This window comes from Bacteroides sp. Phil13, assembly GCF_001940965.1.
GTDB classification, from domain to species: Bacteria; Bacteroidota; Bacteroidia; order Bacteroidales; family Bacteroidaceae; genus Bacteroides; species Bacteroides intestinalis.
Genome location: NZ_MSHA01000083.1, coordinates 37,786 through 62,499 on the forward strand (window position 1 = coordinate 37,786; position 24,714 = coordinate 62,499).

The window sequence follows — 24,714 nt, forward strand, 5'->3', positions numbered from 1 at the left end:
CGATAGAGCTAAAATATGAATCAATTGTCTACCTCTCTTGACTTTATTTTTTGTAATTTTGCCCCCGTAATCAAAACAAGGATACACTAACCTTTTTAAATAATAACTAAGTATGAAACCAACTTTATTCTTATTGGCAGCCGGAATGGGCAGCCGTTACGGTGGCTTGAAGCAATTGGACGGACTGGGTCCGAATGGCGAAACTATTATGGACTATTCAATTTATGACGCCATTAACGCCGGATTTGGTAAGCTCGTTTTCGTAATCCGTAAGGATTTTGAGAAAGACTTCCGTGATAAAATTATTTCAAAATATGAAGGTCATATCCCGTGTGAACTGGTGTTCCAGTCTATCGACGATCTGCCCGAAGGCTTCACTTGTCCCGAAGGTCGTACGAAACCCTGGGGAACCAACCATGCCGTAATGATGGGTGCTGATGTAATTCAGGAACCGTTTGCTGTTATCAATTGCGACGACTTCTATGGTCGTGACTCTTTCCAGGTAATGGGTAAATTCCTCTCTGCACTGCCCGAAGGTTCAAAGAATGTATATTCAATGGTAGGTTTCCGCATTGGCAATACACTGAGCGATAGCGGTACTGTATCTCGCGGTCTTTGCGGTACGGATGCCAACAACCTGCTGACTTCTGTTGTAGAACGCACTAAGATCCAGCGTATGGATGGCGAAGTGAAATACATTGACGATAATGGCGAATGGGCAGCTACCCCCGAAACTACTCCGGTAAGTATGAACTTCTGGGGCTTTACTCCTGATTACTTTGCATACAGCTTCGATTTCTTCAAGAGCTTCCTGAGCGATCCGAAGAATATGGAGAACCTGAAAAGTGAATTCTTCATCCCGTTGATGGTAGATAAATTGATTCAGGACGGTATTGCTACATGCGAAGTCCTCGATACTACAAGCAAATGGTTTGGCGTGACTTATCCTGAAGATCGCCAAAGCGTTGTAGATAAAATCCAGGCTTTAGTGGATGCAGGTGAATACCCTGCCAAGCTGTTCTAAGTCCGGGAACTTTGCGAAAGCAAATTTAGAATTAGAAATAGAAGGGAGTTATCGTAAGATGATTCCCTTTTTTAATTTCACGGCAATGTATCTTTTAAAGTTGTATCGTAGCTTCGCAAGCCTCGGCTACTGCCGGATGATGTGTGATGAAGATGAATGTCTTGCCTGTGCAGTCTCTGCGCAGGTTTTTAATTAATTGTCGTTCCGTTTCGGGATCAAGGGCAGAGGTGGCTTCATCCAGCAGCAGGATGTGTCCGGGACGGAGGAGGGTGCGGGCGATGGCGATACGCTGGGCTTGTCCTTCGCTGAGGCCGCCACCTTGTTCATTGAGATTGGCATCTATTCCATCTGGTAGAGAGAGGACGAAGTCGGCACAGGCGGTGCGGAGAGCCTGGAGCATTTCGGCTTCAGTGGCATGAGGATTACCCATTAGCAGGTTGTCACGAATGGTACCGCTGAAGAGAGTGTTTCCCTGGGGAACATAGACGAAGTTGGAACGGGTTTGAGGGGAAACTTCAAGAGTTGAGAGTGAAGATTGTGTTATGTTTGCAGGTGAAAGGGTAATACTTCCTTCTTGCGGGTCAGCGAGTGCGAGAAGCAACCGGATCAGGGTGGTTTTTCCGGCGCCTGTTTCACCTAATACGGCAGTACAGCTTCCGGCAGGGAAGTTGCAGGAGAAGTGATTTAGTATAGGGCGGTCACCTGTTGAATAACTGAATGTGACATCTTTCAATTGTAAATCCGGGGTTTGGAGGAATAGTTGTGATGCTCCGCTTGCTTCAGCGGGAAGTTCTTCCAGTTCTATCAATCGCTCTACAGCGGTGAGGGCATTGATAAAGGAAGGTAGCAGGCGTGAAAGATCGAGTGCAGGCCGTTGTACTTTTCCTACCAGTTGCAGGAAGGCAGTCATTGTTCCGAAGGTGATACTGCCTGTGCTGAGGCGCACAGCACCCCAAAGAAATGCTGTAAGATAGCCGCCGGAGAACGCAAATGCCACCAGCATACGTGCAGAGAGTGAAAAGCGGGTACGACCGAATATCTGACTACGGAGTACATCTTGCAGGTCATCCAACTTTCCGATATGCCGGTCGCCTTGTTCCAGGGTTTTGATGACGGTGCGGTGTTGCAGGCTTTCTTGTATAACGGATTGGATGCGGCTGTCGCTCTGCCGGATTTCACGGGTGTAGCGACGCATTCGTTTCATATAGAAGCGGCTACCTAATAGGAAGATAGGTAGAATACCTACCACTACCCAGGGCAGGGACGGATCGAGAAAGCAGAAGAATACAAATGCGGCTATCAACTGAGCGATGGTAACTATGAAAGCAGGGATTGTGCTGGTCAGTAACTCCACGATGGAAGCAGTATCCTGTTCCACCCGGTTTACGATGTCGCCGGTGTGAAAGCGTTCCAATTCGTTCCAACGGCTTTGTAATAGACGGGAGAAGAGGCGATGGCGCAGTGCATTTCCTGTTTCCACTTGCATACGGGTACTGAGCCAGGTATCGACGGTTCCACACAGAAGTTGAGCGATTAACAAAGCAATGGTAAGGATGGCGGCATTGGTCAGGCTTCCGATGGCGGCGCCTGTGGCAATGTCGATGACGACCTTGGAGGCATAAATAAAGACAAGAGAGACCGCTACCCCAATGATGCCTGTGAGGCAGGAGAGGAGAATACGTCCCCGTTGTCCACGAGATACTTCCCAGATGTACTTTATTTGCTTTGTCTTCATAATGAATCAGCTTGTAACTCATTTACTTTATGATTCCGGCTTCCAGCCAATTCTTTATCAGTTGTTCTGCATCCCGCTTTGCGGTTTCAGAGTCTACTTCATAATTTTCCATAAGGAAGTCGGTAAGGGTGTCGGCATTGAAATCCATTCCTTCCACATGTTTCCAAAGATGGGCTGCTGTAGAGTTCAGACTAATGATGTTATTGAAATCCACATTTTGAGTGCCGTTGTACATGATGATGTATTCGTCACCAATCTGATGTAAAGTAAATCCGTCCTTGATTTTCATAGTTCGTACTTATTGGGTTGTTACTCTTCTGATTCTTCTGAATATCGCCAGTAACCATCGCCTTACAGGGGTTAGTTTCAGCCACCAGAAAGAATAGCGCTGCCAGATACGGCCATTGCACGGATATTCTTTTTCTTTACGGATGGCGGCAATCATTATTCCCATGACATCGTCTACGCTCGTTTGTTCGGTTATCCGTATATTACCGTCGCCTTGCAGTGTTAGCTCTTTGCCGTTGCGGCGGGTGATGCGGTGGAAAACGATACGTCCGTTCGTATCTCTGGCGAGTACGACCGTATTCAGTTGCAGATCGTTATCGGTAAAAGGGCCTAAAACAATGCGGTCGCGACGATCCACAAGAAATGGGTTCATACTATTTCCTCTGACTGTCAGGGTTACGGTATGTCCTTCGCTGATGAGGCGTGCTACTTCGGGCAACAGTACCTCGTTGGGGATGATTCTTTTTCGTCCGTTATCTATCATAATAATGAATTAGTTACAAGCTACAAGCTACGAGTAACGAGTGCCTTTCGGTTTATAGTGCAGCCACTTGCAGCTCGTAGCTTCAAAACAAACTTCCGCCGCCTCCTTGTCTGGTAAGCATTTCAGAAAATACACCGGAGTATGGGCCGCAAGATATTTCACTGTCTCGATGACACCATTATTCAATTCTCTCACTTCCTTCAGATTAGAGCACGACGGCAATAGCGATGCGAATGCCCGTGCCGGACTCTCCCGCTGAATCTCATTCATCGGCGCCTGTTCCAATCGTACAAATGCCCCTACAGGAACAGAATCATTCTTGTAGCAAGGTGTCTTTCCGCTCCAGGGTGAACCGTAAACTGTGGCTTCCCCTGTTTTCCGGTTGAAGTGTACGATGGGATTATCGTCGTTCAGCAGTTCACAGCCGGGGATATGTTTTAGCCACAACCCGCTGTGCGTACTCTTTCCCGTTCCGCTTTTGCCTTGGAATAGATATCCCTTTCCATCTTTCTTTATGACGGAAGCGTGCATTAATACAGTATCGGAACAAGCCATGTTGAAAGCATAAATCATCATCAGAATATTGTTGAGAACAAATGCATCCGCTTCTGTTTCGTGCAGGAACAGGACACCTTTGGTAAATCCGTAGAAGAAATAGGCTGTGTACTCTTTCGGATCGTTGGGAGCGAGGATGGTAATGAGATAAGAGTCTGTATCCGGAATCACACTGATCCTGCACGTGGCACCTTCCCATTCAAACTCGACGAGTGAGCGATATTTAGCATGGTCTTCTTCGCGGCTTTCACTCTCCGGCTGGACGGCAAGTGAGAATGCTATTTTGAGTTCTTTCTTTTTGTATGTATCTAAAGATAACAGGAAAGGTTTCAGGGAGGGAATCAGTTCTTCCGTTTTCCAGTGTGGAATGGTGGAGGAAGTACCGAATAGACAAGGCCCTACTTGATATACCTGTGTGTTACGCTCTCCTTTCATAATCTATAATATTTGATGTGTCGGTGTAAAGGTAGAGGAATTCTTCTGATTGGACAACTGAATTTTATACAATATTACAGGTATCGGTTCATTTCTCCAGTCTTTTTCGTTTCGGTATGTTCCGGAGATGCTATATCTTTGTAGGCAATGAAATCATTAATCTTGAATAAACCATGAAAACTGTACTTATCTGGTTGGCTTTATGCTTCGGCACCCTGATGACCACTTGTGCCAATGGAACGGCTTACCTTTTTTCTTATTTCATCAATGACAGCAGAGACGGACTGCATCTGGCTTATAGTTACGATGGCCTGAACTGGACCGCCCTGAACGGTGGCAAGTCATACCTGCTCCCTGTCGTGGGGAAAGATAAACTGATGCGTGATCCGAGTATCTGCCAGGCACCCGACGGCACCTTTCACATGGTCTGGACTTCCAGTTGGACCGACCGGATTATCGGTTATGCCTCTTCCCGCGATCTGATTCATTGGAGCGAGCAGCGAGCCATCCCCGTCATGATGCACGAACCGACTGCCCACAATTGCTGGGCGCCCGAACTTTTCTACAATGAACCGTCGCAGACATATTATATATTCTGGGCAACTACCATTCCCGGCCGTCATAAAGAAGTAGTAACCAGTGAGAGTGAGAAAGGGTTGAATCATCGCATGTACTACGTAACTACGAAAGATTTCCAGACCTTCTCGAAGACCAAAATGTTTTTCAATCCCGATTTCAGTGTCATTGATGCTGCCATCGTGAAAGACCCGAAGAATGAGGACCTGATTATGGTGGTGAAGAATGAAAACTCCAATCCGCCGGAGAAAAATCTCCGCATTACCCGTACCAGAAATTTGTCGAAAGGATTCCCCATTAAAGTTTCTCCTTCTATCACCGGAAACTATTGGGCAGAAGGACCTGCCCCCTTGTTTGTGGGTGATACACTCTATGTTTATTTCGATAAATACCGTGACCACCGTTACGGTGCAGTCCGTTCACTGGATCATGGCGAGACTTGGGAAGATGTGTCCGATCTGGTTTCATTCCCCCGTGGCATCCGTCATGGGACGGCTTTTGCTGTGGATGCTTCCGTTGTGGAAACTTTGATAGCAAATCGTAATTATAATCCTCTGATTCCCGATAATCTGGCTGACCCTTCACTTTCTAAGTTTGGCGATACCTACTACCTCTATGCTACTACTGACCTGGACTATGGTCTCGGTCGTGCCGGAACGCCGGTAGTGTGGAAGTCGAAAGATTTTGTGAACTGGAGCTTCGAAGGCTCGCACATCCAGGGCTTCGACTGGGCGAAAGGCTATGATTGGGTGAATGACAAAGGAGAGAAGAAAACTGGTTATTTCCGTTATTGGGCTCCCGGAAAGGTGATTGAGCAGAACGGTACTTACTACCTCTACGTCACCTTTGTGAAACCGGATGAAAAGATGGGTACGTATGTCATGATAGCTGATCGTCCGGACGGTCCTTTTCGTTTTGCTGAAGGTAACGGGCTTTTTGCTCCGGGAGTGGAAGGTGTGGATAGTCCGTTTATCGTAAATGACATTGACGGGGAACCTTTTATAGATGACGATGGCAACGGTTATCTCTTCTGGCGCCGTCGGTTGGCTGCCCGTCTTTCTGCGGACAGGCTTCATATAGAAGGTGAGCCGCTGACTATGCAGACTGCCCGTCAGGGATATTCCGAGGGTCCGTTGATGTTTAAGCGGAAAGGTATCTATTATTATGTATATACGTTGAGTGGAAATCAGAACTATGTCAATGCTTATATGATGAGCCGTGAATCTCCGCTTAGTGGCTTCGTCAAGCCGGAAGGTAATGATATCTTCCTTTTCTCCGCTCCCGAAAACCAGGTTTGGGGACCCGGTCACGGGAATATCTTCTATGACGAAAAGACGGATGAATACATCTTTCTCTATTTGGAATATGGCGATGGTGGAACTACCCGCCAGGTATATGCCAACCGGATGGAATTTAATGAAGATGGAACCATCAAGACCTTAGTGCCCGATATGCGTGGCGTAGGCTATCTGTCCGCGCCTCAGGAGACACGCCGGAACTTGGCGTTGCAGGCTGACTTCCGGGCTTCCAGTGAGAAAGCTCCCCGTACGGCGGTGGTAGACATCGAGACACAACCGAATGATCCTCTGCCGGAGAAAGCCTCGGTGAAGAAATATACCCGTACACATACTTATCAGGCTGCCCATGTAGGCGATGAATCGAACGGAACCCGCTGGATGGCTGCCGTCACGGATAGCAGTCCGTACATTACGGTGGATTTGAAAGAGATGCGCAACGTTGGCGAATGCCAGTTCTATTTCACCAAGCCCACAGAAGGGCATACATGGAGACTGGAAAAGTCTGTCGATGGCAAGCATTGGCAGGTGTGTGCCGAAGAAAAGAAACTTCAGGCACGGTCTCCCCATGTGGCTAAGGGTATTGGCGAGGCACGTTATCTCCGCTTACATATTCTGCGGGGAGATGCGGGGATGTGGGAATGGAAAATATATGAGTAAGGCAATGGTGATGCCTCTCTATCAATATTTATAGTCAGCATAATACGCCCTTCCGAAGTATTGGAAAAGACATTGGCGTGATACCTGTATTTGGTATCGCGGGTGTAGTTCATAAATGTGCTGGTGAGGTACAGTTGCTTCCGCAATTTCAGGTCCAGCCGGAGGCCGACTGCATGGAGAATGGCCCTCGAACGGTCGCCCTGTGCATTGAGTGTCTTCGGTTCCACTTCGTAGGTCACTTCCCCCAGGGCCATACCGCCAATGGGGGTGGCAATGATGTCGTAGGTAGAGGGGTACTCGTTTTCCATAAACATCTCCTACATGAAGCTGCCGCCGAAGGCAAAGAACCCGGACTGCCAGAAATTGTATCCGTTGGATCGGGCTGAGTTGAAGTACAGGCTACCGTGGTAGGGGTGCATGAACATATTGGTACCCATGGCGTCATTGTCCCACACGAAACCATGCTTGAGGTTGTCCTTGATGGTACGCCCATTGATGTAGGCAAAGTCAGCCTTACGGATATAGCGGTCGAAAGCCCAGACTCCCATATTGATGCCGAAGACATGGTGCCCGCCTGAAGCCCCCTTTTGTGGGAGTAATAGTCTATATCGAGCGAGTCGGCAGGTTTTGGAGTGGCTAACCGGTGGCGAATGGCGAGTTGCGGATAAGCCACATCAATGGCTATCAGGAAAGCGAACAGAGTCAGCAGTAACTTTTTCATGATGCAAACATAGGGATTATTATCAAATGCACGTAGTTGTATTTTTCGTAAGAAGTCTCTATAACTTCTTATTTAACTCGTTTGCAGCATAAAAGGTTTGCGATAGGGACACTTTTCTGTATACTTGTTTCTCCGGACAGGACAGAGAGGAATTGAAAAATAATGGCTTGTGGTGCATGAGTTTGGGGGAGTTTCTTTATCTTTGTCGCAGCTGCTGCGGTGAAAATGTTAGCAACTCTAAATTCTTACTAAGAATATGCTGAAGGAGAACCGCGTTATTGTTGCTGAAGGCGGTCCTACTCTTCCGACACGGATGTATGAAGTAGAACTCTTTAAAACCATAGAAAGTTATGTCAAACGATGAGTGGAAGGAATTAAGCGAGAAATTGCACTATGGGTTGGCACTGGCCTAGCAACGCATGCTTGAGAAAAAAGCACAGCGGAACGAAACTGTGATAGTGGGTACACCTGATGGTGAAATAAAAGCCATTCCTGCCCGACGTCTGCTTCGTAAGGCAAAGCAGCGAAAGATGAAATAAATATCTTCGCTTGCTGGGAATGTGGAGATATACGTTCTTTTTCTGTATCCCCGCTATCTCACCGAATTCCGAAACATCTGCGGCGTCACCCCCGTATGTTTCTTAAAAAACTTATTGAAGAAAGCTGCATTATTGAACCCCAGACCCAGTGCAATATCCTTCACCGGTGTATTCTCCGTGCGCAGTTGTGTCTTGGCATCCATGATGAGTGTCTGATTGATAATTTCCATTGCCGTATGCCCCGACTCTTTCTTGACAAGCCGGCAAAGGGCTGATGGCTGCATATTCATCTGCCTAGCATAATGCGCCACCTGATGCTCCCGGGCATAGTCTGCATGTACCAGTCTGACAAAAATCCGGTACTGCTGGAAATGCCTGCTACCCGGCGTTTCTATCAGCTTCGCCTGTTCCGGACAAAGCTCGGACACCCCCTGTAACATCAGGCTCAGGAACGACTGGGACATAGCTTCACTCAAATTCTCCCCTATCTCTTTATAAAGGTGCGATAGAAACGTAAACATTTCCGCATATAGCATGGAAGCCACCTCCGACAGCGGGAAAACATAGTGCTTGCCGATGATGTGGAACTTATCCATCATATTCTTACCCATCCCCGCGTTCTGGATCAGTTGTTGTGAAAACATGACAGCATGGATCTCCACATCATCCGACGCTGCCAGCAACTGTACGAAACTCTCTGGCGGAAGCGCTATCAACTCATTCGCCCGAATCCGGTATTCGGTATGATTGATGATTGTTTTCAGGGAACCTTTGCTGCAGAGGACAAAAATACCTCCCTCTGTCTTATAGGATTTCTCCAATAAAGGTTCCAACTTATGAACTGTGATACACTTGTAAGCAGTGAAGCCTGCATGTATATTGAATTTACTTATGCTCATCTCTTTCCTTTTAGGTATGCAAAATTGAAAGATATCGGTATATAATCAACAGGAATAACCGTTAAATCCGACTCTTTATCTCTTTCTGTCCCGTTAAAAGATGTAAAGGTGTGAACGATGGAATATATCTGTGCCAAAATGGAATATTGATTTCTTCCGGTTTGTTTGCCAACTACCTGTTTATGCCCGACCTTTGTCACCCTACACGATAAACATAATCCTATGAACCCCGATATACCTCAGGAAGTACGGATAGTGAACGCCATTGCCGAACAATTGTTCGATGTATGGCCCGTAAGCATTGTCATGATCGATCTTGAAGACCGCATCTGGCGTATGAACAAGCAGATGAGTGATGAACTTCAACAGGATGCGGACATCATTGGAAAGCCCGTCGTCGACATGCTAGAAGTGGTGCAGGACCGAGAGAACGTCCTGCCCCGTTACCTACAGGATCTGCATGAAGGCCGTCAGAGCATTATCCACTTGTCTTCCAATTGCTTCATGCTTGAACCAAAGAGACATATTAGTTTTCTTATACAAGGTGCTCTGATGGGCATATATGAGGAAAACCGGCTGGTAAGAATCGTACTTTACTACCGCAACGTGCTGGAAGAAAGTACCCGAAAACATCTGCTGAACATCGCCCTGAGCCGCACGCAGATATTCCAATGGTCTTACGACATGGAGCGTAACCTTATGATTATCGATCCCCGCTACTTCGAATATTTGGGTATTCCCACAAGAGATTATACTCTTACTCCTGAAGAATTTGCTTATTTGATGCATCCCGATGACCGTCAGTCGGTATTTGACGCTTTGACCCTCCAACTGGATGGCAGTCTGTATGAAGCCCCCGTGGAATACCGTCTTCGCCGTGACGACGGCAGTTGGGAGTGGTTCGAAGCCCAGTCCACCTACGTCGGGCAGTTGAAAGAAACCCCTTTCCGCGTTGTCGGTATCTGCATGAGTACCCAGAAATATAAGGATACCGAAGAAAGGCTGAATGAAGCCTTGCGCAAAGCCCGGCGCAGTGACGAACTAAAAAGTATCTTTCTTGCCAATATGAGTCACGAAATACGTACGCCACTCAATGCTATCGTAGGTTTTTCTTCTCTGCTGGCTTATGGCGAATCGGACTTGACCAAAGAAGATATCATCGAATTTACCTCTCTGATTGAAAAGAACAGCCGGCTGTTGATGGTCTTGATCTCCGATATCTTGGACCTTTCCAAGATAGAGTCAAACACCATGGAATTTAGTTTTTGCAGTGTTTCCCTCCATCGGGTATTGAATGAGATAGGCAGTGCGCAAAGGATAAATATGCGCGAAGGAGTGGAACTGCTGCTGGACCTTCCCGGACAGGAGGTGACTGTTTATACCGATCCCGCCCGGTTGAGCCAGGTGATAAACAATCTGGTGAACAATGCGATAAAGTTTACTTCCGAAGGAAATATCCGTATCGGATACCGACCGGCCGCTTCCGGGTATGTAAATATATTTGTGGAAGATACCGGAACAGGTATGTCAAGAGAAGTGCTTGAACATATTTTTGACCGTTTTTACAAAGGAGACTCTTTCAAGCAAGGCACGGGCCTGGGGCTGTCCATTTGCAAAACAATCGTTAAACGTTTTGAAGGCAAGATCGAAGTGACGTCCACACCCGGAAAGGGTACATGCTTTACAATCACTTTGCCGCTGAAAGTAGAAGAATAAGTTGGTGCATACCGGAAAAGAAAAGAATACAAGAGTGATAAGGTGGTAAGGTGATAGGGCGATAAGGTAGCTGCGCTATATACCACAGAGCGTTATTCCGCTATCACTTTATCACCCTACCACCTTATCACATTTTGTTCATTACCGTATAGAAGTGAATGAATTCCGCCAACGAGTTACAATAATATAGGCTTCCGATGTCATATCCCACAGGAAATCGTTACCTTTGCAGCCCTGAACGATAAATTCATTGACACTATGATATCAGTAGAAGGACTGAAGGTAGAATTTAATGCAACCCCTCTGTTCGAAGACGTCTCTTACGTAATCAACAAAAAAGACCGCATCGCCCTGGTGGGCAAGAATGGTGCGGGTAAGTCTACCATGCTCAAGATATTGGCCGGACTACAGCAGCCCACTTCCGGCGTCGTTGCCATTCCCCGCGAATGTACTATCGGTTACCTGCCACAGGTGATGATTCTCAGTGATAAGCGTACCGTGATGCAAGAGGCGGAACTGGCTTTCGAACACATCTTCGAAATGCAAGCAGACATTGAACGCATGAACCGGCAACTTGCCGAACGCACCGATTATGACAGCGAAGAATACCATAAACTCATCGACCGTTTCACTCATGAGAACGAACGTTTCCTGATGATGGGCGGCACCAACTTCCGTGCTGAAATAGAACGAACCCTGCAAGGTTTAGGTTTTAGCCGCGAAGACTTTGACCGCTCCACCAGTGAGTTCTCCGGTGGTTGGCGTATGCGTATCGAGCTTGCCAAACTCCTGCTTCGCCGTCCCGATGTGCTGTTGCTCGACGAACCTACCAACCACCTGGATATTGAGAGTATCCAATGGCTTGAAAATTTCCTTTCTACACGTGCCAATGCCGTGGTATTGGTGAGTCACGACCGTGCATTTCTCAATAATGTCACCACACGTACCATTGAAATTACTTGCGGACAGATTTACGACTACAAAGTGAAGTATGACGAATTTGTCGTACTGCGGAAGGAACGTCGTGAACAGCAACTTCGTGCCTATGAGAATCAGCAAAAACAGATAGAAGATACGGAAGCCTTTATCGAGCGCTTCCGCTATAAAGCCACGAAAGCCGTGCAGGTGCAGAGCCGCATCAAACAACTGGAAAAGATAGAACGCATCGAGGTAGACGAGGAAGACAACTCTGCATTGCGCCTGAAGTTTGCTTGCAGCAGCCGTAGCGGAAGTTACCCTGTCATCTGTGAGGATGTCCGGAAGGCCTATGGCGACCATGTCATCTTCCACGATGTCAACCTGACCATAAACCGTGGTGAGAAAGTGGCGTTCGTAGGTAAGAACGGTGAAGGTAAATCCACCCTGGTAAAGTGTATCATGGGAGAAATCACCGACTATACCGGTAAGCTTACCCTCGGTCATAATGTACAGATCGGTTACTTCGCTCAGAACCAGGCACAACTCCTGGATGAAAGCCTGACTGTATTTGATACCATCGACCGCGTAGCCGTAGGCGATATCCGCACGAAGATACGTGATATCCTCGGTGCCTTTATGTTCGGCGGTGAAGCTTCTGATAAGAAAGTGAAAGTGTTGTCCGGTGGAGAGCGTACCCGCCTCGCAATGATCAAACTCCTGCTGGAACCCGTGAACTTCCTGATACTGGACGAACCGACCAACCATCTTGATATGCGTTCGAAGGATGTGCTGAAAGATGCCATCCACGAATTTGACGGTACAGTCATTTTAGTAAGCCACGACCGTGATTTCCTGGACGGACTTGCGACTAAAGTATATGAGTTCGGTGGTGGAATTGTGAAAGAACACCTCGGTGGCATCTACGACTTCCTGCAAAAGAAGCAGATAGAAAACCTGAACGAATTACAGAAAGCACCCGCACTTTCTACCTCACCTTCCGGTGGAAGAGAGAATACGGATACCGTCACTCAATCTTCCGGTGCCAAGCTTTCCTACGAAGAACAGAAGGAACTGAACAAGAAGCTCAAAAAACTAGAACGTCGCGTTGCTGACTGTGAATCGGAGATTGAACAGACCGAGTCTGCCATCGCCATTCTCGAAGCCCGAATGGCAACTCCTGAGGGAGCTTCGGATATGGCCCTTTACGAGCAGCATCAGAAACTGAAGCAACAGCTCGACTCTGTGATGGAAGAGTGGGATGCCGTCTCTACCGAACTGGAAGAAGCCAAGCGAGAACAATAAAACGATATGGTGAATACCTTCCCCTTATCACTTTATCACGCTATCACTTAAATATTATTTATATCTTATGAAAGTAACTCATTATTTACCTTTAGCCGCAGCTTGCCTTATGATGGTGGGATGTGGTACGGGCAAGCAGAAAGCTGAAATGACAGCCGGTATCCAGCTTGCCAATCTTGACACAACTGCCCTTCCGGGGAGTAGTTTTTATCAGTACGCCTGTGGCGGTTGGATTGAAAGCCATCCACTTTCACCTGAGTATTCACAGTACGGTTCTTTTACAGAACTTGCCGAGAATAATCGTAAGCAGATACAAGGTCTGATTGAAGAACTGGCTGCCACTCAGCACGAAGCAGGCAGTGTAGCGCAAAAGGTAGGCGACCTCTACAAGATTGTCATGGACAGCGTGAAGCTGAATAAGGAAGGTGTTGCTCCTATCAAAGCCGATCTGGAACAGATTGCTTCCCTGAAAGATAAAGAAGCTGTTTATGCTTTGCTCGCCGATCTGCGCAAACAGGGCATCGGTGCTTACCTCGGCCTTTATGTGGCTGCTGACGAAATGAACAGTAACGAGAACGCCGTGCAGCTTTATCAAAGCGGCTTGAGCATGGGCGAACGCGATTACTATCTGGCTACTGATCCTTCTACTACCGCTATCCGTGATGCCTTCCGTACTCATGTACAGAAAATGTATCAGTTGGCAGGTTTCGATGAGGCTACTGCCAAGAAAGGTATGGAAGTGGTTATGGACGTGGAAACCCGTCTTGCCAAGGCTTTCCGTTCTCGTACCGAACTGCGTGACCCGCATGCTAACTACAATAAGATGAGCATGGAAGAGGTGAAGAAGAATTATCCTACTTTCAACTGGGACGCATACCTTTCAGGTCTTGGACTGACAGATGTGAAGGAAATCATTGTCGGCCAGCCCGCTTCGGTTGCTGAAGCTGCCAACATCCTGAATACCTTACCCGTCGATCAGCAAGCTCTTTACCTGCAATGGAAACTGATTGATTCAGCTGCCGGTTATTTGAATGATGAGATGGCTCAACAGAATTTCGACTTCTACGAACGTACCATGTCCGGAACGCAGGAAATGCAACCCCGTTGGAAGACTGCCGTTTCTGTGGTAAGTTCCGCACTGGGTGAAGCCGTAGGACAGATGTATGTAGAGAAATACTTCCCTGCTGCTGCCAAGGAACGTATGATATCTTTGGTGAAGAACCTTCAGACCAGCTTGGGCGAACGCATCAACAACCTTGCCTGGATGAGCGACGAAACCAAGAAGAAAGCACAGGAGAAACTGGCCACTTTCCACGTGAAGATCGGTTATCCTGATAAATGGAAAGACTACTCTACCTTGGAGATCAAAGACGATTCATATTGGAACAACATCAAACGTGCCAATCTTTGGGGATATGCCGAAATGGTTGCCAAAGCCGGTAAACCGGTGGATAAAGACGAGTGGTTGATGACTCCGCAAACCGTAAACGCTTATTACAATCCGACAACGAATGAAATCTGTTTCCCTGCCGGTATCCTGCAATATCCGTTCTTCGATATGAATGCTGATGATGCCTTCAATTACGGTGCAATCGGTGTTGTAATCGGTCATGAGATGACACACGGCTTCGACGACCAAGGTCGCCAGTACGACAAAGACGGTAATCTGAAAGACTGGTGGACGGAAGAAGATGCTAAGAACTTCGAGAAACGTGCCGATGTAATGGTTGCTTTCTTTGACAGCATCGAGGTTGCACCGGGGGTACATGCCAACGGTCGTATGACGCTGGGTGAGAACATTGCCGACCACGGAGGGTTGCAAGTATCTTACCAGGCATTCAAGAAGGCTACCGCTGCTGCTCCGCTGGAAGTAAAAGACGGTTTCACTCCCGAACAACGTTTCTTCCTGGCTTATGCCAATGTTTGGGCTAACAATACCCGTCCCGAAGCCATCCTGCAATTGACGAAGATTGACGTACACTCTTTGGGCAAATGGCGTGTAGACGCTGCATTGCCGCACATTGCAGCATGGTATGATGCATTTGGCATTACGGAGAAAGATCCGATGTATGTACCGATAGAAGAACGTATCTCTATCTGGTAAGTTTTGCCATCGCTTTGGCACAGTTGTGCCATGAGCATGGCATAGTCTTGCCAAGGTGATGGCAAAACTGTGCCAAAACAGTGGCACAACTCTGGCACAGTGGAGCGGTTTCCTTTCCGTTTGGCAAAAAAGAAAGATAAAGGCAGTAAATCCTAAACAGGATTGCTGCCTTTTTTAATTATACCTAATTTATTGTGTTTGAGTATGTGTGCAAATAAACATTTTTAGTACCTTTGCGCATCAAATACTTATATACGCAATTCCATGTCTGAAACAAAAAGAATTAAAACCGCTTTAGTATCGGTTTATCATAAGGAAGGTTTGGACGAAATCATCACCAAACTGCATGAAGAAGGAGTTGAGTTTCTGTCAACAGGCGGAACTCGTCAGTTTATAGAATCACTGGGTTATCCCTGTAAAGCAGTGGAAGACTTGACCACGTATCCCTCTATTCTGGGTGGACGTGTGAAGACCCTGCATCCGAAAGTGTTCGGTGGTATTCTCTGCCGTCGCGGACTGGAACAGGATATGCAACAGATAGAAAAATATGAAATTCCCGAAATAGACCTCGTTATCGTCGATTTGTATCCGTTTGAAGCTACCGTAGCTTCCGGTGCCGACGAGCCGACTGTCATCGAGAAAATAGATATAGGCGGTATTTCACTGATCCGTGCTGCTGCCAAAAATTACAATGATGTAGTTATCATTGCTTCTCAGGCACAATACCAGCCGTTCCGAGATATGTTGATGGAACATGGAGCTACCACTTCGCTGGAAGAACGTCGTTGGTTTGCCAAAGAGGCGTTTTCCGTTTCTTCCCATTACGATTCAGCCATCTTCAACTACTTCGATGGCGAAGAAGGTTCTGCGTTCCGTTGCTCTGCCAATAATCAGAAGTCTTTGCGCTACGGCGAGAACCCGCACCAGAAGGGTTACTTCTACGGAAATCTGGAAGCTATGTTCGACCAGATTCACGGAAAGGAGATCTCTTACAACAATCTGCTCGATATCAATGCAGCCGTTGACTTGATCGATGAATTTGAAGAGACTACGTTTGCCGTATTGAAGCATAACAATGCTTGCGGTCTGGCTTCACGTCCCACGGTGCTCGAAGCATGGAACGATGCATTGGCCGGCGATCCTGTTTCTGCTTTCGGTGGTGTGCTCATCACAAACGGAGTGGTCGATAAGGAGGCTGCTGAGGAAATCAATAAAATCTTCTTTGAAGTAATTATTGCCCCTGATTACGATGTAGACGCATTGGAAATCCTGGGACAGAAGAAAAACCGTATTATTCTGGTTCGCAAGCCTGCCTCACTGCCTAAGAAGCAGTTCCGTTCTCTCCTGAATGGTGTATTGGTACAGGACCGCGACCTGAACATCGAGAAGCCTGAAGATTTGAAAACTGCAACCACGAAAACACCTACCGCACAGGAAATAGAAGACATGCTCTTTGCTAACAAGATTGTGAAGAACAGCAAGTCCAACGCTATCGTACTGGCTAAAGGCAAGCAATTGCTGGCAAGCGGTGTGGGACAGACTTCACGTGTGGATGCTTTGAAGCAGGCTATCGAAAAAGCTAAGAACTTCGGCTTCGACCTGAAAGGTGCCGTGATGGCATCCGACGCTTTTTTCCCCTTCCCCGATTGCGTGGAGATTGCCGGAAATGAAGGTGTGACCGCAGTTATTCAACCGGGTGGTTCCATCAAGGATCAGCTTTCGTTCGACTATTGCAACGAACATGGCATCGCGATGGTGACCACAGGAATTCGTCATTTCAAACACTAATATTAATGATGAATTATGAATGATGAATGATGAGTTAGTTGCGCCGAGCATGCTGTCATCTTCATAATTCATAATTTATAATTCATAATTAACAACATGGGATTATTCTCTTTTACGCAAGAAATAGCGATGGACCTTGGTACCGCCAATACCATTATCACAACCAATGGTAAGATTGTGGTGGATGAGCCTTCGGTGGTAGCTCTCGACCGTCGCACCGATAAGATGATTGCCGTGGGTGATAAGGCAAAGATGATGCACGAAAAGACCCACGAAAACATACGTACCATCCGTCCGCTTCGTGACGGTGTAATTGCCGACTTCTATGCTTGCGAGCAGATGATACGCGGTTTGATAAAGATGGTGAATAATCGTAACCGTCTGTTTTCTCCTTCGCTCCGTATGGTTATCGGTGTCCCCTCAGGTAGTACTGAAGTGGAGCTGCGTGCCGTGCGCGACTCTGCCGAACATGCCGGCGGACGTGACGTCTACCTGATTTTCGAACCTATGGCTGCTGCTATCGGTATCGGTATCGATGTGGAGGCTCCGGAAGGAAATATGATTGTGGATATAGGTGGTGGTTCTACGGAAATTGCCGTTATCTCCTTGGGTGGTATTGTAGCCAATAACTCCATCCGCATTGCGGGTGATGACTTGACTGCTGATATTCAGGAGTATATGAGCCGTCAACACAATGTGAAGGTCAGCGAGCGTATGGCCGAGCGTATTAAAATCAATGTAGGTGCTGCCTTGACCGAACTGGGTGAGGATGCTCCGGAAGATTATATCGTTCATGGTCCGAACCGTATCACGGCTCTGCCTATGGAAGTGCCTGTATGCTACCAGGAAGTAGCGCACTGTCTGGAGAAATCAATTTCAAAGATTGAAACAGCTATCTTGAATGCATTGGAAAATACGCCTCCCGAATTGTATGCCGATATCGTGCACAACGGTATTTATCTGGCAGGTGGTGGTGCATTGCTCCGTGGACTCGATAAGCGTTTAACTGATAAGATAAACATTCCGTTCCACATTGCCGAAGATCCCCTGCACGCTGTTGCCAAAGGTACGGGTGTGGCGCTGAAGAATGTGGATCGTTTCTCATTCTTGATGCGGTAATAAAGGCATATGCGAAATTTACTGAACTTTCTTATTAAATACAACTACTGGTTCCTCTTTCTACTGTTAGAGGCAGCCAGTTTTGTTTTATTGTTCCGCTTCAATTACTATCAGCAGAGTGTGTTTTTCACATCGGCCAATAGTGTGGCGGGGAAAGTTTACGATGTTTCGGGAACTATAACTTCTTATTTCCATCTGAAATCTGTCAATGAGGACTTGCTCGACCGTAATATGTGGCTGGAGCAACGAGTGGCATTCCTGGAGAAAACATTGAATAATAAAGGAATGGACTCTGTGCGGCTCTATAGTCTGGAACGGCTTGACCCGGAAGAATACCAAATATTCAAGGCGAATGTCATCAAAAACAGTTTGAACCGGGTGGATAACTATATTACACTTGATGAAGGCTCGTCTGCAGGTATCCGTCCGGAAATGGGCGTGGTAGATGCTAATGGAGTAGTGGGCATTGTCTATAAAACTTCTCCGCATTACTCTACCGTTATTCCGTTGCTGAACAGTAAATCGAGCATCAGTTGTAAGATTGTAGGCAGCGAGTATTTTGGCTATTTGAAGTGGGAATATGGAGATTCTCGCTTTGCATATCTGAAGGATTTACCTCGCCATGCAGAGTTCAACTTGGGTGATACGGTGGTGACAAGTGGTTATTCTACAGTATTCCCAGCAGGAGTCATGGTGGGAACGGTGGATGATATGTCCGACTCTCACGACGGTCTCTCTTATCTATTGAAGATAAAACTGGCTACGGACTTCGGTAAGGTGAGCAATGTGCGGGTAATTGCCCGTACCGGACAAGAGGAGCAGAAAGCGCTGGAGAAGGAAGAGGAGAAGTGATAGAGTGATAAGGTGATAGGAGTGATAAATGATAGGGGAGTAACCTCAATCGTAAATCGTAAATTGTAAAATTGTAAATCAAATTGGTTCTCAATTATCTGCATAAAATAGGTTGGTTTATCGGTTTGGTACTATTGCAGGTACTGATATTGAATAATGTGCATATTGCCGGATATGCCACTCCTTTTCTATATATCTATCTCATACTGAAATTCGAGTCGGAAATGCCGCGGAATGCTTTGATGCTGTGGGCGTTTTTTCTGGGACTGACGGTGGATATCTTTTCGGATACACCGGGTATGAATGCTGCGGCTACGGTGGCTTTGGCTTTTTTACGCCCTACTTTCCTGCGTCTGTTTGTACCGCGGGATACGTTCGAAAATATAGTTCCTTCGATCAAATCGATGGGGATTGTTCCTTTCCTGAAGTATTTGGTTGTTAGCGTTTTTATTCATCATGCAATATTACTTACCATAGAATTCTTTTCGTTCGCACATATCGGAACGTTGCTGCTGAGAATTGTGGCAAGTACGTTGCTGACTGTAACCTGTATCATGGCTATAGAAGGAGTGAAGAAGAAGTAAGATGGCAAAAGATTATACACTCGAAAAGCGGAAATTAGTGATAGGTGGGGTAGCAATTGTGATTGTTATCATTTATATCATGCGTCTTTTTGTGTTGCAGATCATGACTGATACTTACAAGAAGAACGCAGATAGTAACGCTTTCCTCAATAAAATCCAGTATCCTTCACGCGGTGCGATTTATGACCGTAATGGAAAGTTGCTGGTGTTCAATCAACCTGCTTATGACATCACATTCGTGCCGCGAGAGGTGACGGAACTGGATACTCTCGATTTTTGCCGCACACTGAATATTACGAAAGAGCAGTTGCTGAAGCGAATGAAAGATGTGAAGAACCGTTGGATGAATCCCGGTTATTCCAGATATACGCATCAAGTGTTTATGACGCAACTCTCAGCGGAAGAGTGCGGTGTATTCCAGGAAAAGCTTTTCAAATTTCCGGGTTTTTATATTCAGAGGCGTACTATCCGGCAATATACCTATAATGCTGCCGGGCATGCTTTGGGGGATATCGGTGAAGTTTCAATGAGAGATATTGAGGCTGATGATTATTATATCCGTGGTGATTATGTAGGTAAGCAAGGTATAGAGAAGTCTTATGAGAAATACCTGCGTGGTGAAAAGGGGGTAGAGGTTTTGCTTCGTGATGCGCACGGGCGTATTCAGGGGCATTATATGGATGGTAAACTGGATCGGCCATCTATACCGGGCAAGAACTTAACTTTAGGAATGGATATTGAATTGCAAATGCTGGGCGAGCGTTTGATGAAAAATAAGATTGGTGCTATAGTAGCTATTGAACCAGAAACAGGAGAGATCCTATGTCTGGTATCTGCTCCAAACTTTGATCCACACTTGATGATCGGTCGTCAACGTGGTAAAAACCATAATATGCTACAGCGAGATAAACAGAAGCCTCTGCTGAATCGTGCTATTATGGGGTCTTATCCACCGGGATCTACTTTTAAAACGGCACAGGCACTGGCGTTTCTGCAAGAAGGAATCATTCAACCGTCCACGTCTTTTCCTTGTTCCCATGGGTTTATTTATGGTGGTTTACGCGTAGGCTGTCATGGACATGCAGCGCCACTTCCATTGATACCAGCTATTGCTACCTCATGTAATGCCTATTTTTGTTGGGGACTCTATCGTATGCTTAGTGACAAAAAGTATGGTTCACCAAAGAGTGCACTTACGGTGTGGAAAGACCATATGGTTTCTCAGGGATTTGGTTACAGATTAGGAACTGATCTTCCCGGCGAAAAACGCGGATTTATTCCGAATTCGGAATTTTATGACAATGCATACCGAGGTTCTTGGAATGGATTGACAGTAATTAGTATTGGTATCGGTCAAGGTGAAGTTTTAAGTACCCCTTTGCAAATGGCAAACTTAGCGGCTACCATCGCCAATCGTGGTTATTTTGTGACTCCGCATATTGTGAAGGATATTCAGGATGCAGAATTGGATAGTACCTACCGGGAACGTCGTTACACTTCTATTGACCGCTCTTATTATGAAGAAATTGTAGAAGGTATGCGGGCTGCCGTTACGGGAGTTACCGGAAGTGCTACTTGCCGTATAGCCGGGGCGATCCTGCCGGGTGTAGAAGTCTGTGGAAAGACAGGTACTGCACAGAATCGCGGACATGACCATTCTGCATTTATAGGTTTTGCCCCGATGGACAAGCCGAAGATCGCTATTGCCGTTTATGTGGAGAATGGTGGTTGGGGTGCAACCTATGGAGTACCTTATGGTGCTTTAATGATGGAACAGTATTTGAATGGAAAACTTTCGCCTGCCAGTGAGGAAAGAGCGGAAGAAATGAGTAATCGTGTGATAATGTATGGTGACGAGGAGAGATAGTATATGGAAATCACTGGATTGGGTAACGATCTGTGTTTACTTGATTCTGATTGCATTCGGTTGGTTCAGCGTTTGCGGGGCAAGCTATGATTATGGCGACCGTGACTTCTGGGATTTCTCCACTCGTGCAGGTAAGCAATTGGTTTGGATCATCTGCTCTTTCGGATTAGGGTTTGTACTGTTGATGCTTGAAGATGATATTTATGATATGTTTGCCTATCTGATCTATATAGCACTTGCCATATTACTTGTGGTTACTATCTTTATAGCCCCTGATACGAAGGGATCGAGGTCGTGGTTGGTCATGGGGCCGGTAAGTTTGCAGCCGGCGGAGTTTGCCAAGTTTGCTACGGCACTGGCGTTGGCCAAGTATATGAATTCCTATTCGTTCACCATGAAGAACTGGAAGAATATCCTGATGATGGTTTTTCTTATTCTGTTCCCGATGATACTTATTATCTTGCAGCGGGAGACGGGTTCAGCGTTGGTATATACTGCTTTCTTTTTGGTTCTGTATCGGGAGGGGATGCCGGGTGTAGTTCTGTTTTCCGGGTTGTGTGCGGTAGTTTACTTTGTGGTAGGTATTCGTTTTGATCAGGTATTTATTGCCGATACGCCGACGCCGATAGGGGAGTTTGCTGTGCTCTCGATGGTCTTGCTGTCTGCGGCAGGAATGGTGTGGGTTTATAAGAAGAAATGGGAACCAGTACGCAATATATTGTTAGTTACCATTGGAGTGTTGTTAATCGCTTATTTTATATCGGAATATGTGACTCCGTTTAATTTGGTTTGGGTGCAATGGGGACTGTGTGTGCTGGTAGTTGGATACCTTATTTTCCTTTCGTTAAGTGAGCGTCATCTTAGTTATTTCCTGATAGGTATGTTTGCTATTGGCTCTATCGGTTTCTTATATTCCAGTGATTACTTCTTTAATAAAGTACTGGAGCCTCACCAGCAGATACGTATCAAGGTGGTATTAGGCATGGAAGAAGATTTGGCTGGTGCCGGATACAATGTCAACCAGTCGAAGATAGCTATCGGTTCCGGTGGTTTGACAGGGAAAGGATTCCTGAACGGTACTCAGACTAAGTTGAAATATGTACCCGAACAAGATACAGATTTCATTTTCTGTACGGTAGGTGAAGAAGAAGGATTTATAGGTTCTACTGCCGTGCTACTCTTATTCCTTATATTAATACTCCGTCTGATTGCTGTGGCGGAGCGGCAACCGTCTACTTTTGGTCGAGTCTATGGGTACTCGGTCGTTAGTATATTCCTGTTCCACCTATTTATTAATGTAGGTATGGTGCTGGGATTGACACCTGTGATTGGTATTCCGCTGCCATTCTTTAGTTATGGCGGTTCTTCGCTTTGGGGATTCACTATCTTGCTGTTCATCTTCCTGCGGATTGATGCAGGACGTAAAAAGAGACTGTCAGCGTTTTAATTTGATTCCTACATCGTTGATACCGGGAAGAACTTCGTCCGGTAGAAGGTGTATGATTTTGAAGCGGTATTCCCCGGCTTTTCCAATACGGACGAAGCCTGCTGGAAGGGTTGATTGATATAACCCACCCCAGCCATCTCCTAACCAAATACCTGCATTGTCAGCAAGTCGCAGTTCCAATGTATCCCGCTTGATATTTGGGGCTTCCGGACTGTCGTAGTAGACGAGTAAAGGTAGATTCTGATACGGATAATTATTCCGGTTTCTTACTTCTACGGATACATTGTAGAGTGTAGCGGAGTCTGCAACCGAAACATTGAAGAATAGTGTGTCATTCCGCTGCCAGCCTTCCGTTGGCAGGGATTGAAAAGAATGATATACAGTCTGTTCATCGCAGGCTGTGTGGAAGCCTGCGATGAACAGCAGTATTAAACTCTTCAGGAGAGATGTTTTATTCTTGAGCAGGTTTTTCATTTCCGACAGGTTTCTCTCCTTGTGGTCTGGGTGGATTGTTGGGGCGTTTGGGTTTGTTGCGCCTGGGCTGTTCTCCCCGTCGCTGATCGCCTTGTGGTTTGGGCTTATCACCTTGCGGTCTCGGTTCACCTTGTGGACGTGGTCTGGATTGTTGATCTCCGGGTTGATTCGGATTTCCTTTTTTCTTTTTCTTGCGGTTGTTATTACCGCCATTTCCATTTCCAACACCGTTATTTTCTCCGCCGTTTTTACCTTTACGGCTACGGTCAAAGCGGGTTAAGCTTTCCTGTTCCAACAAATCTATCGGCTTCTTGGGTTCCACTTGGCGTGCTTCTTCTATAAGACTTTCTGGCTTAGTACCCCGTTTGTTCATACCGATGATTTCAAAAGCACGCTTACCACTGATTGTTACCAGATTGGCAGGAATGTTCTTGTCGGTAGAGTAGGTTATCTGATTGCTCAGAATATCTGCCTTAAAGAAATAGAAAGTACCGTCTTTGGTTTCCAACTCGATCTCCCTGGAAGGAAGACGCTTCTGAGCTTCCACATAGCAGTCCACTTCATAGTTGAGACAGCATTTCAGTTTGGCACATTGTCCTGCCAGTTTTTGCGGATTGAGAGAAATATCCTGATAACGGGCGGCGCTTGTGGATACTGACACGAAGGAAGTCATCCAGGTGGCACAGCAGAGCTCGCGTCCACAAGGACCGATGCCACCGATTCGTCCGGCCTCCTGGCGTGCACCAATCTGCTTCATTTCAATACGGACATGGAAAGCATCTGCTAATACCTTGATCAGCTGGCGGAAGTCTACACGTTCGTCGGCAATATAATAGAAAATAGCTTTGTTGCCGTCTCCCTGATATTCCACATCACCGATTTTCATGTTGAGATTCAGGTTGAGGGCAATCTGCCGGGCACGTATCATGGTGTCATGCTCGCGTCCCTTGGCTTCATTATATTTGTCCATATCTACCTGCTTGGCTTTGCGATAGATGCGCTTGATATCAGCCTCAGACTTGATGTTAGCTTTTCGCATTTGCAGCGGAACAAGGCGTCCGGTTAGGGTCACTACACCGATGTCATGTCCAGGCGTTGCTTCTACGGCCACGATGTCGCCCTTTTCAAGAGGTATATGGTTGCTATTGCGGAAATATCCTTTGCGGGTATTCTTGAACTGAACTTCTACCAAGTCGCTTTCTTCTCCGTTTCCGGGAATGTCGGCCAGCCAGTCGTAGGTGTTCAGTTGCTTGTCTTGCCTGCCGCAACTTTTGCAGCAGAGACTTCCGCTTCCGTTATGTAGTTTAAAATCCATTTTTTTATTTATGATTG

General features: G+C 46.5%; 19 protein-coding genes and 1 pseudogene. 12 read left to right on the forward strand and 8 right to left on the reverse strand.

The genetic code is table 11. The annotated features are described in order from the left end of the window. The first annotated feature begins 112 nt into the window (after positions 1-112). The gene (locus BWI44_RS15805) at positions 113-1,024 is read left to right on the forward strand and encodes a nucleotidyltransferase family protein (protein ID WP_044532454.1); all 912 of its coding nucleotides are present in this window, start codon (positions 113-115) and stop codon (positions 1,022-1,024) included. A 94-nt stretch (positions 1,025-1,118) separates the two neighbouring features. Here BWI44_RS15805 and BWI44_RS15810 read toward each other — a convergent pair whose 3' ends face one another. The 4 genes from BWI44_RS15810 to BWI44_RS15825 are packed head-to-tail and all read right to left on the reverse strand — an operon-like array spanning position 1,119 to position 4,521. Next, positions 1,119-2,759 carry an ABC transporter ATP-binding protein gene (locus BWI44_RS15810; RefSeq protein WP_195209529.1) on the reverse strand — a complete coding sequence of 547 codons (1,641 nt, stop codon included), beginning with the start codon at positions 2,757-2,759 and terminating at the stop codon, positions 1,119-1,121. A 22-nt stretch (positions 2,760-2,781) separates the two neighbouring features. After that, positions 2,782-3,048, reverse strand: coding sequence for a PqqD family protein (locus BWI44_RS15815; RefSeq protein ID WP_007667602.1), 267 nt, complete (start codon positions 3,046-3,048; stop codon positions 2,782-2,784). 9 nt (positions 3,049-3,057) lie between these two features. Further along, positions 3,058-3,531, reverse strand: coding sequence for a S24/S26 family peptidase (locus BWI44_RS15820; protein ID WP_117707954.1), 474 nt, complete (start codon positions 3,529-3,531; stop codon positions 3,058-3,060). A 27-nt stretch (positions 3,532-3,558) separates the two neighbouring features. Continuing rightward, a complete protein-coding gene (locus BWI44_RS15825; RefSeq protein WP_195209528.1) occupies positions 3,559-4,521 on the reverse strand; it encodes a hypothetical protein in 963 nt (320 codons plus the stop codon). A 173-nt stretch (positions 4,522-4,694) separates the two neighbouring features. Here BWI44_RS15825 and BWI44_RS15830 point away from each other — a divergent pair, with 173 nt between their 5' ends. After that, positions 4,695-7,052 (forward strand): family 43 glycosylhydrolase, encoded by a 2,358-nt coding sequence (locus BWI44_RS15830; RefSeq protein WP_195209527.1) that lies wholly within the window; start codon positions 4,695-4,697, stop codon positions 7,050-7,052. 224 nt (positions 7,053-7,276) lie between these two features. On the opposite strand, the pseudogene BWI44_RS15835 reads toward BWI44_RS15830, so the two are convergent. Continuing rightward, positions 7,277-7,600, reverse strand: a pseudogene (locus BWI44_RS15835) (DUF3943 domain-containing protein); the annotation flags it as partial. A gap of 592 nt (positions 7,601-8,192) precedes the next feature. On the opposite strand from BWI44_RS15835, the gene BWI44_RS22390 reads away from it, so the two are divergent. Further along, the gene (locus BWI44_RS22390; protein ID WP_488472724.1) at positions 8,193-8,312 is read left to right on the forward strand and encodes a DUF8506 family protein; all 120 of its coding nucleotides are present in this window, start codon (positions 8,193-8,195) and stop codon (positions 8,310-8,312) included. 53 nt (positions 8,313-8,365) lie between these two features. Here the strand turns inward: BWI44_RS22390 and BWI44_RS15840 are convergent, their stop codons facing one another. Next, on the reverse strand, positions 8,366-9,211 hold the full coding sequence (locus BWI44_RS15840) for a helix-turn-helix domain-containing protein (protein WP_195209526.1): 846 nt from the start codon (positions 9,209-9,211) through the stop codon (positions 8,366-8,368). 222 nt (positions 9,212-9,433) lie between these two features. Between BWI44_RS15840 and BWI44_RS15845 the strand changes: the two genes are divergently transcribed. The 9 genes from BWI44_RS15845 (at position 9,434) to rodA (ending at position 22,908) form a co-directional block, all read left to right on the forward strand. Next, on the forward strand, positions 9,434-10,927 hold the full coding sequence (locus BWI44_RS15845; protein ID WP_007667589.1) for a sensor histidine kinase: 1,494 nt from the start codon (positions 9,434-9,436) through the stop codon (positions 10,925-10,927). Between the two features lie 258 nt (positions 10,928-11,185). Beyond that, a complete protein-coding gene (gene abc-f, locus BWI44_RS15850) occupies positions 11,186-13,147 on the forward strand; it encodes a ribosomal protection-like ABC-F family protein (RefSeq protein WP_195209525.1) in 1,962 nt (653 codons plus the stop codon). A gap of 67 nt (positions 13,148-13,214) precedes the next feature. Beyond that, positions 13,215-15,251, forward strand: coding sequence for a M13 family metallopeptidase (locus BWI44_RS15855; RefSeq protein WP_195209524.1), 2,037 nt, complete (start codon positions 13,215-13,217; stop codon positions 15,249-15,251). 264 nt (positions 15,252-15,515) lie between these two features. After that, complete coding sequence (gene purH / locus BWI44_RS15860) at positions 15,516-17,039, forward strand: bifunctional phosphoribosylaminoimidazolecarboxamide formyltransferase/IMP cyclohydrolase (RefSeq protein WP_195209523.1); 1,524 nt, start codon at positions 15,516-15,518, stop codon at positions 17,037-17,039. A gap of 96 nt (positions 17,040-17,135) precedes the next feature. Next, on the forward strand, positions 17,136-18,158 hold the full coding sequence (locus BWI44_RS15865; RefSeq protein ID WP_007667579.1) for a rod shape-determining protein: 1,023 nt from the start codon (positions 17,136-17,138) through the stop codon (positions 18,156-18,158). Positions 18,159-18,167: 9 nt separating this feature from the next. Beyond that, entirely contained in the window at positions 18,168-19,010 is an 843-nt protein-coding gene (gene mreC / locus BWI44_RS15870; protein WP_044534185.1) for a rod shape-determining protein MreC, read from the forward strand. An 83-nt stretch (positions 19,011-19,093) separates the two neighbouring features. Beyond that, positions 19,094-19,594, forward strand: a complete 501-nt coding sequence (mreD, locus tag BWI44_RS15875) for a rod shape-determining protein MreD (protein WP_044534186.1) — start codon at positions 19,094-19,096, stop codon at positions 19,592-19,594. A 1-nt stretch (position 19,595) separates the two neighbouring features. Beyond that, entirely contained in the window at positions 19,596-21,461 is a 1,866-nt protein-coding gene (mrdA, locus tag BWI44_RS15880) for a penicillin-binding protein 2 (protein ID WP_195209522.1), read from the forward strand. Beyond that, the gene (gene rodA, locus BWI44_RS15885) at positions 21,442-22,908 is read left to right on the forward strand and encodes a rod shape-determining protein RodA (RefSeq protein ID WP_195209521.1); all 1,467 of its coding nucleotides are present in this window, start codon (positions 21,442-21,444) and stop codon (positions 22,906-22,908) included. Before mrdA ends, rodA begins: the two co-directional genes overlap by 20 nt. On the opposite strand, the gene BWI44_RS15890 is transcribed toward rodA, so the two are convergent. Next, on the reverse strand, positions 22,897-23,382 hold the full coding sequence (locus BWI44_RS15890) for a gliding motility lipoprotein GldH (RefSeq protein ID WP_007667559.1): 486 nt from the start codon (positions 23,380-23,382) through the stop codon (positions 22,897-22,899). The genes rodA and BWI44_RS15890 overlap by 12 nt on opposite strands. Continuing rightward, positions 23,360-24,697: a PSP1 domain-containing protein gene (locus tag BWI44_RS15895; RefSeq protein ID WP_044534688.1), complete on the reverse strand. Its 1,338-nt coding sequence runs from the start codon at positions 24,695-24,697 to the stop codon at positions 23,360-23,362. Before BWI44_RS15895 ends, BWI44_RS15890 begins: the two co-directional genes overlap by 23 nt. Between the last annotated feature and the right edge of the window lie 17 nt (positions 24,698-24,714).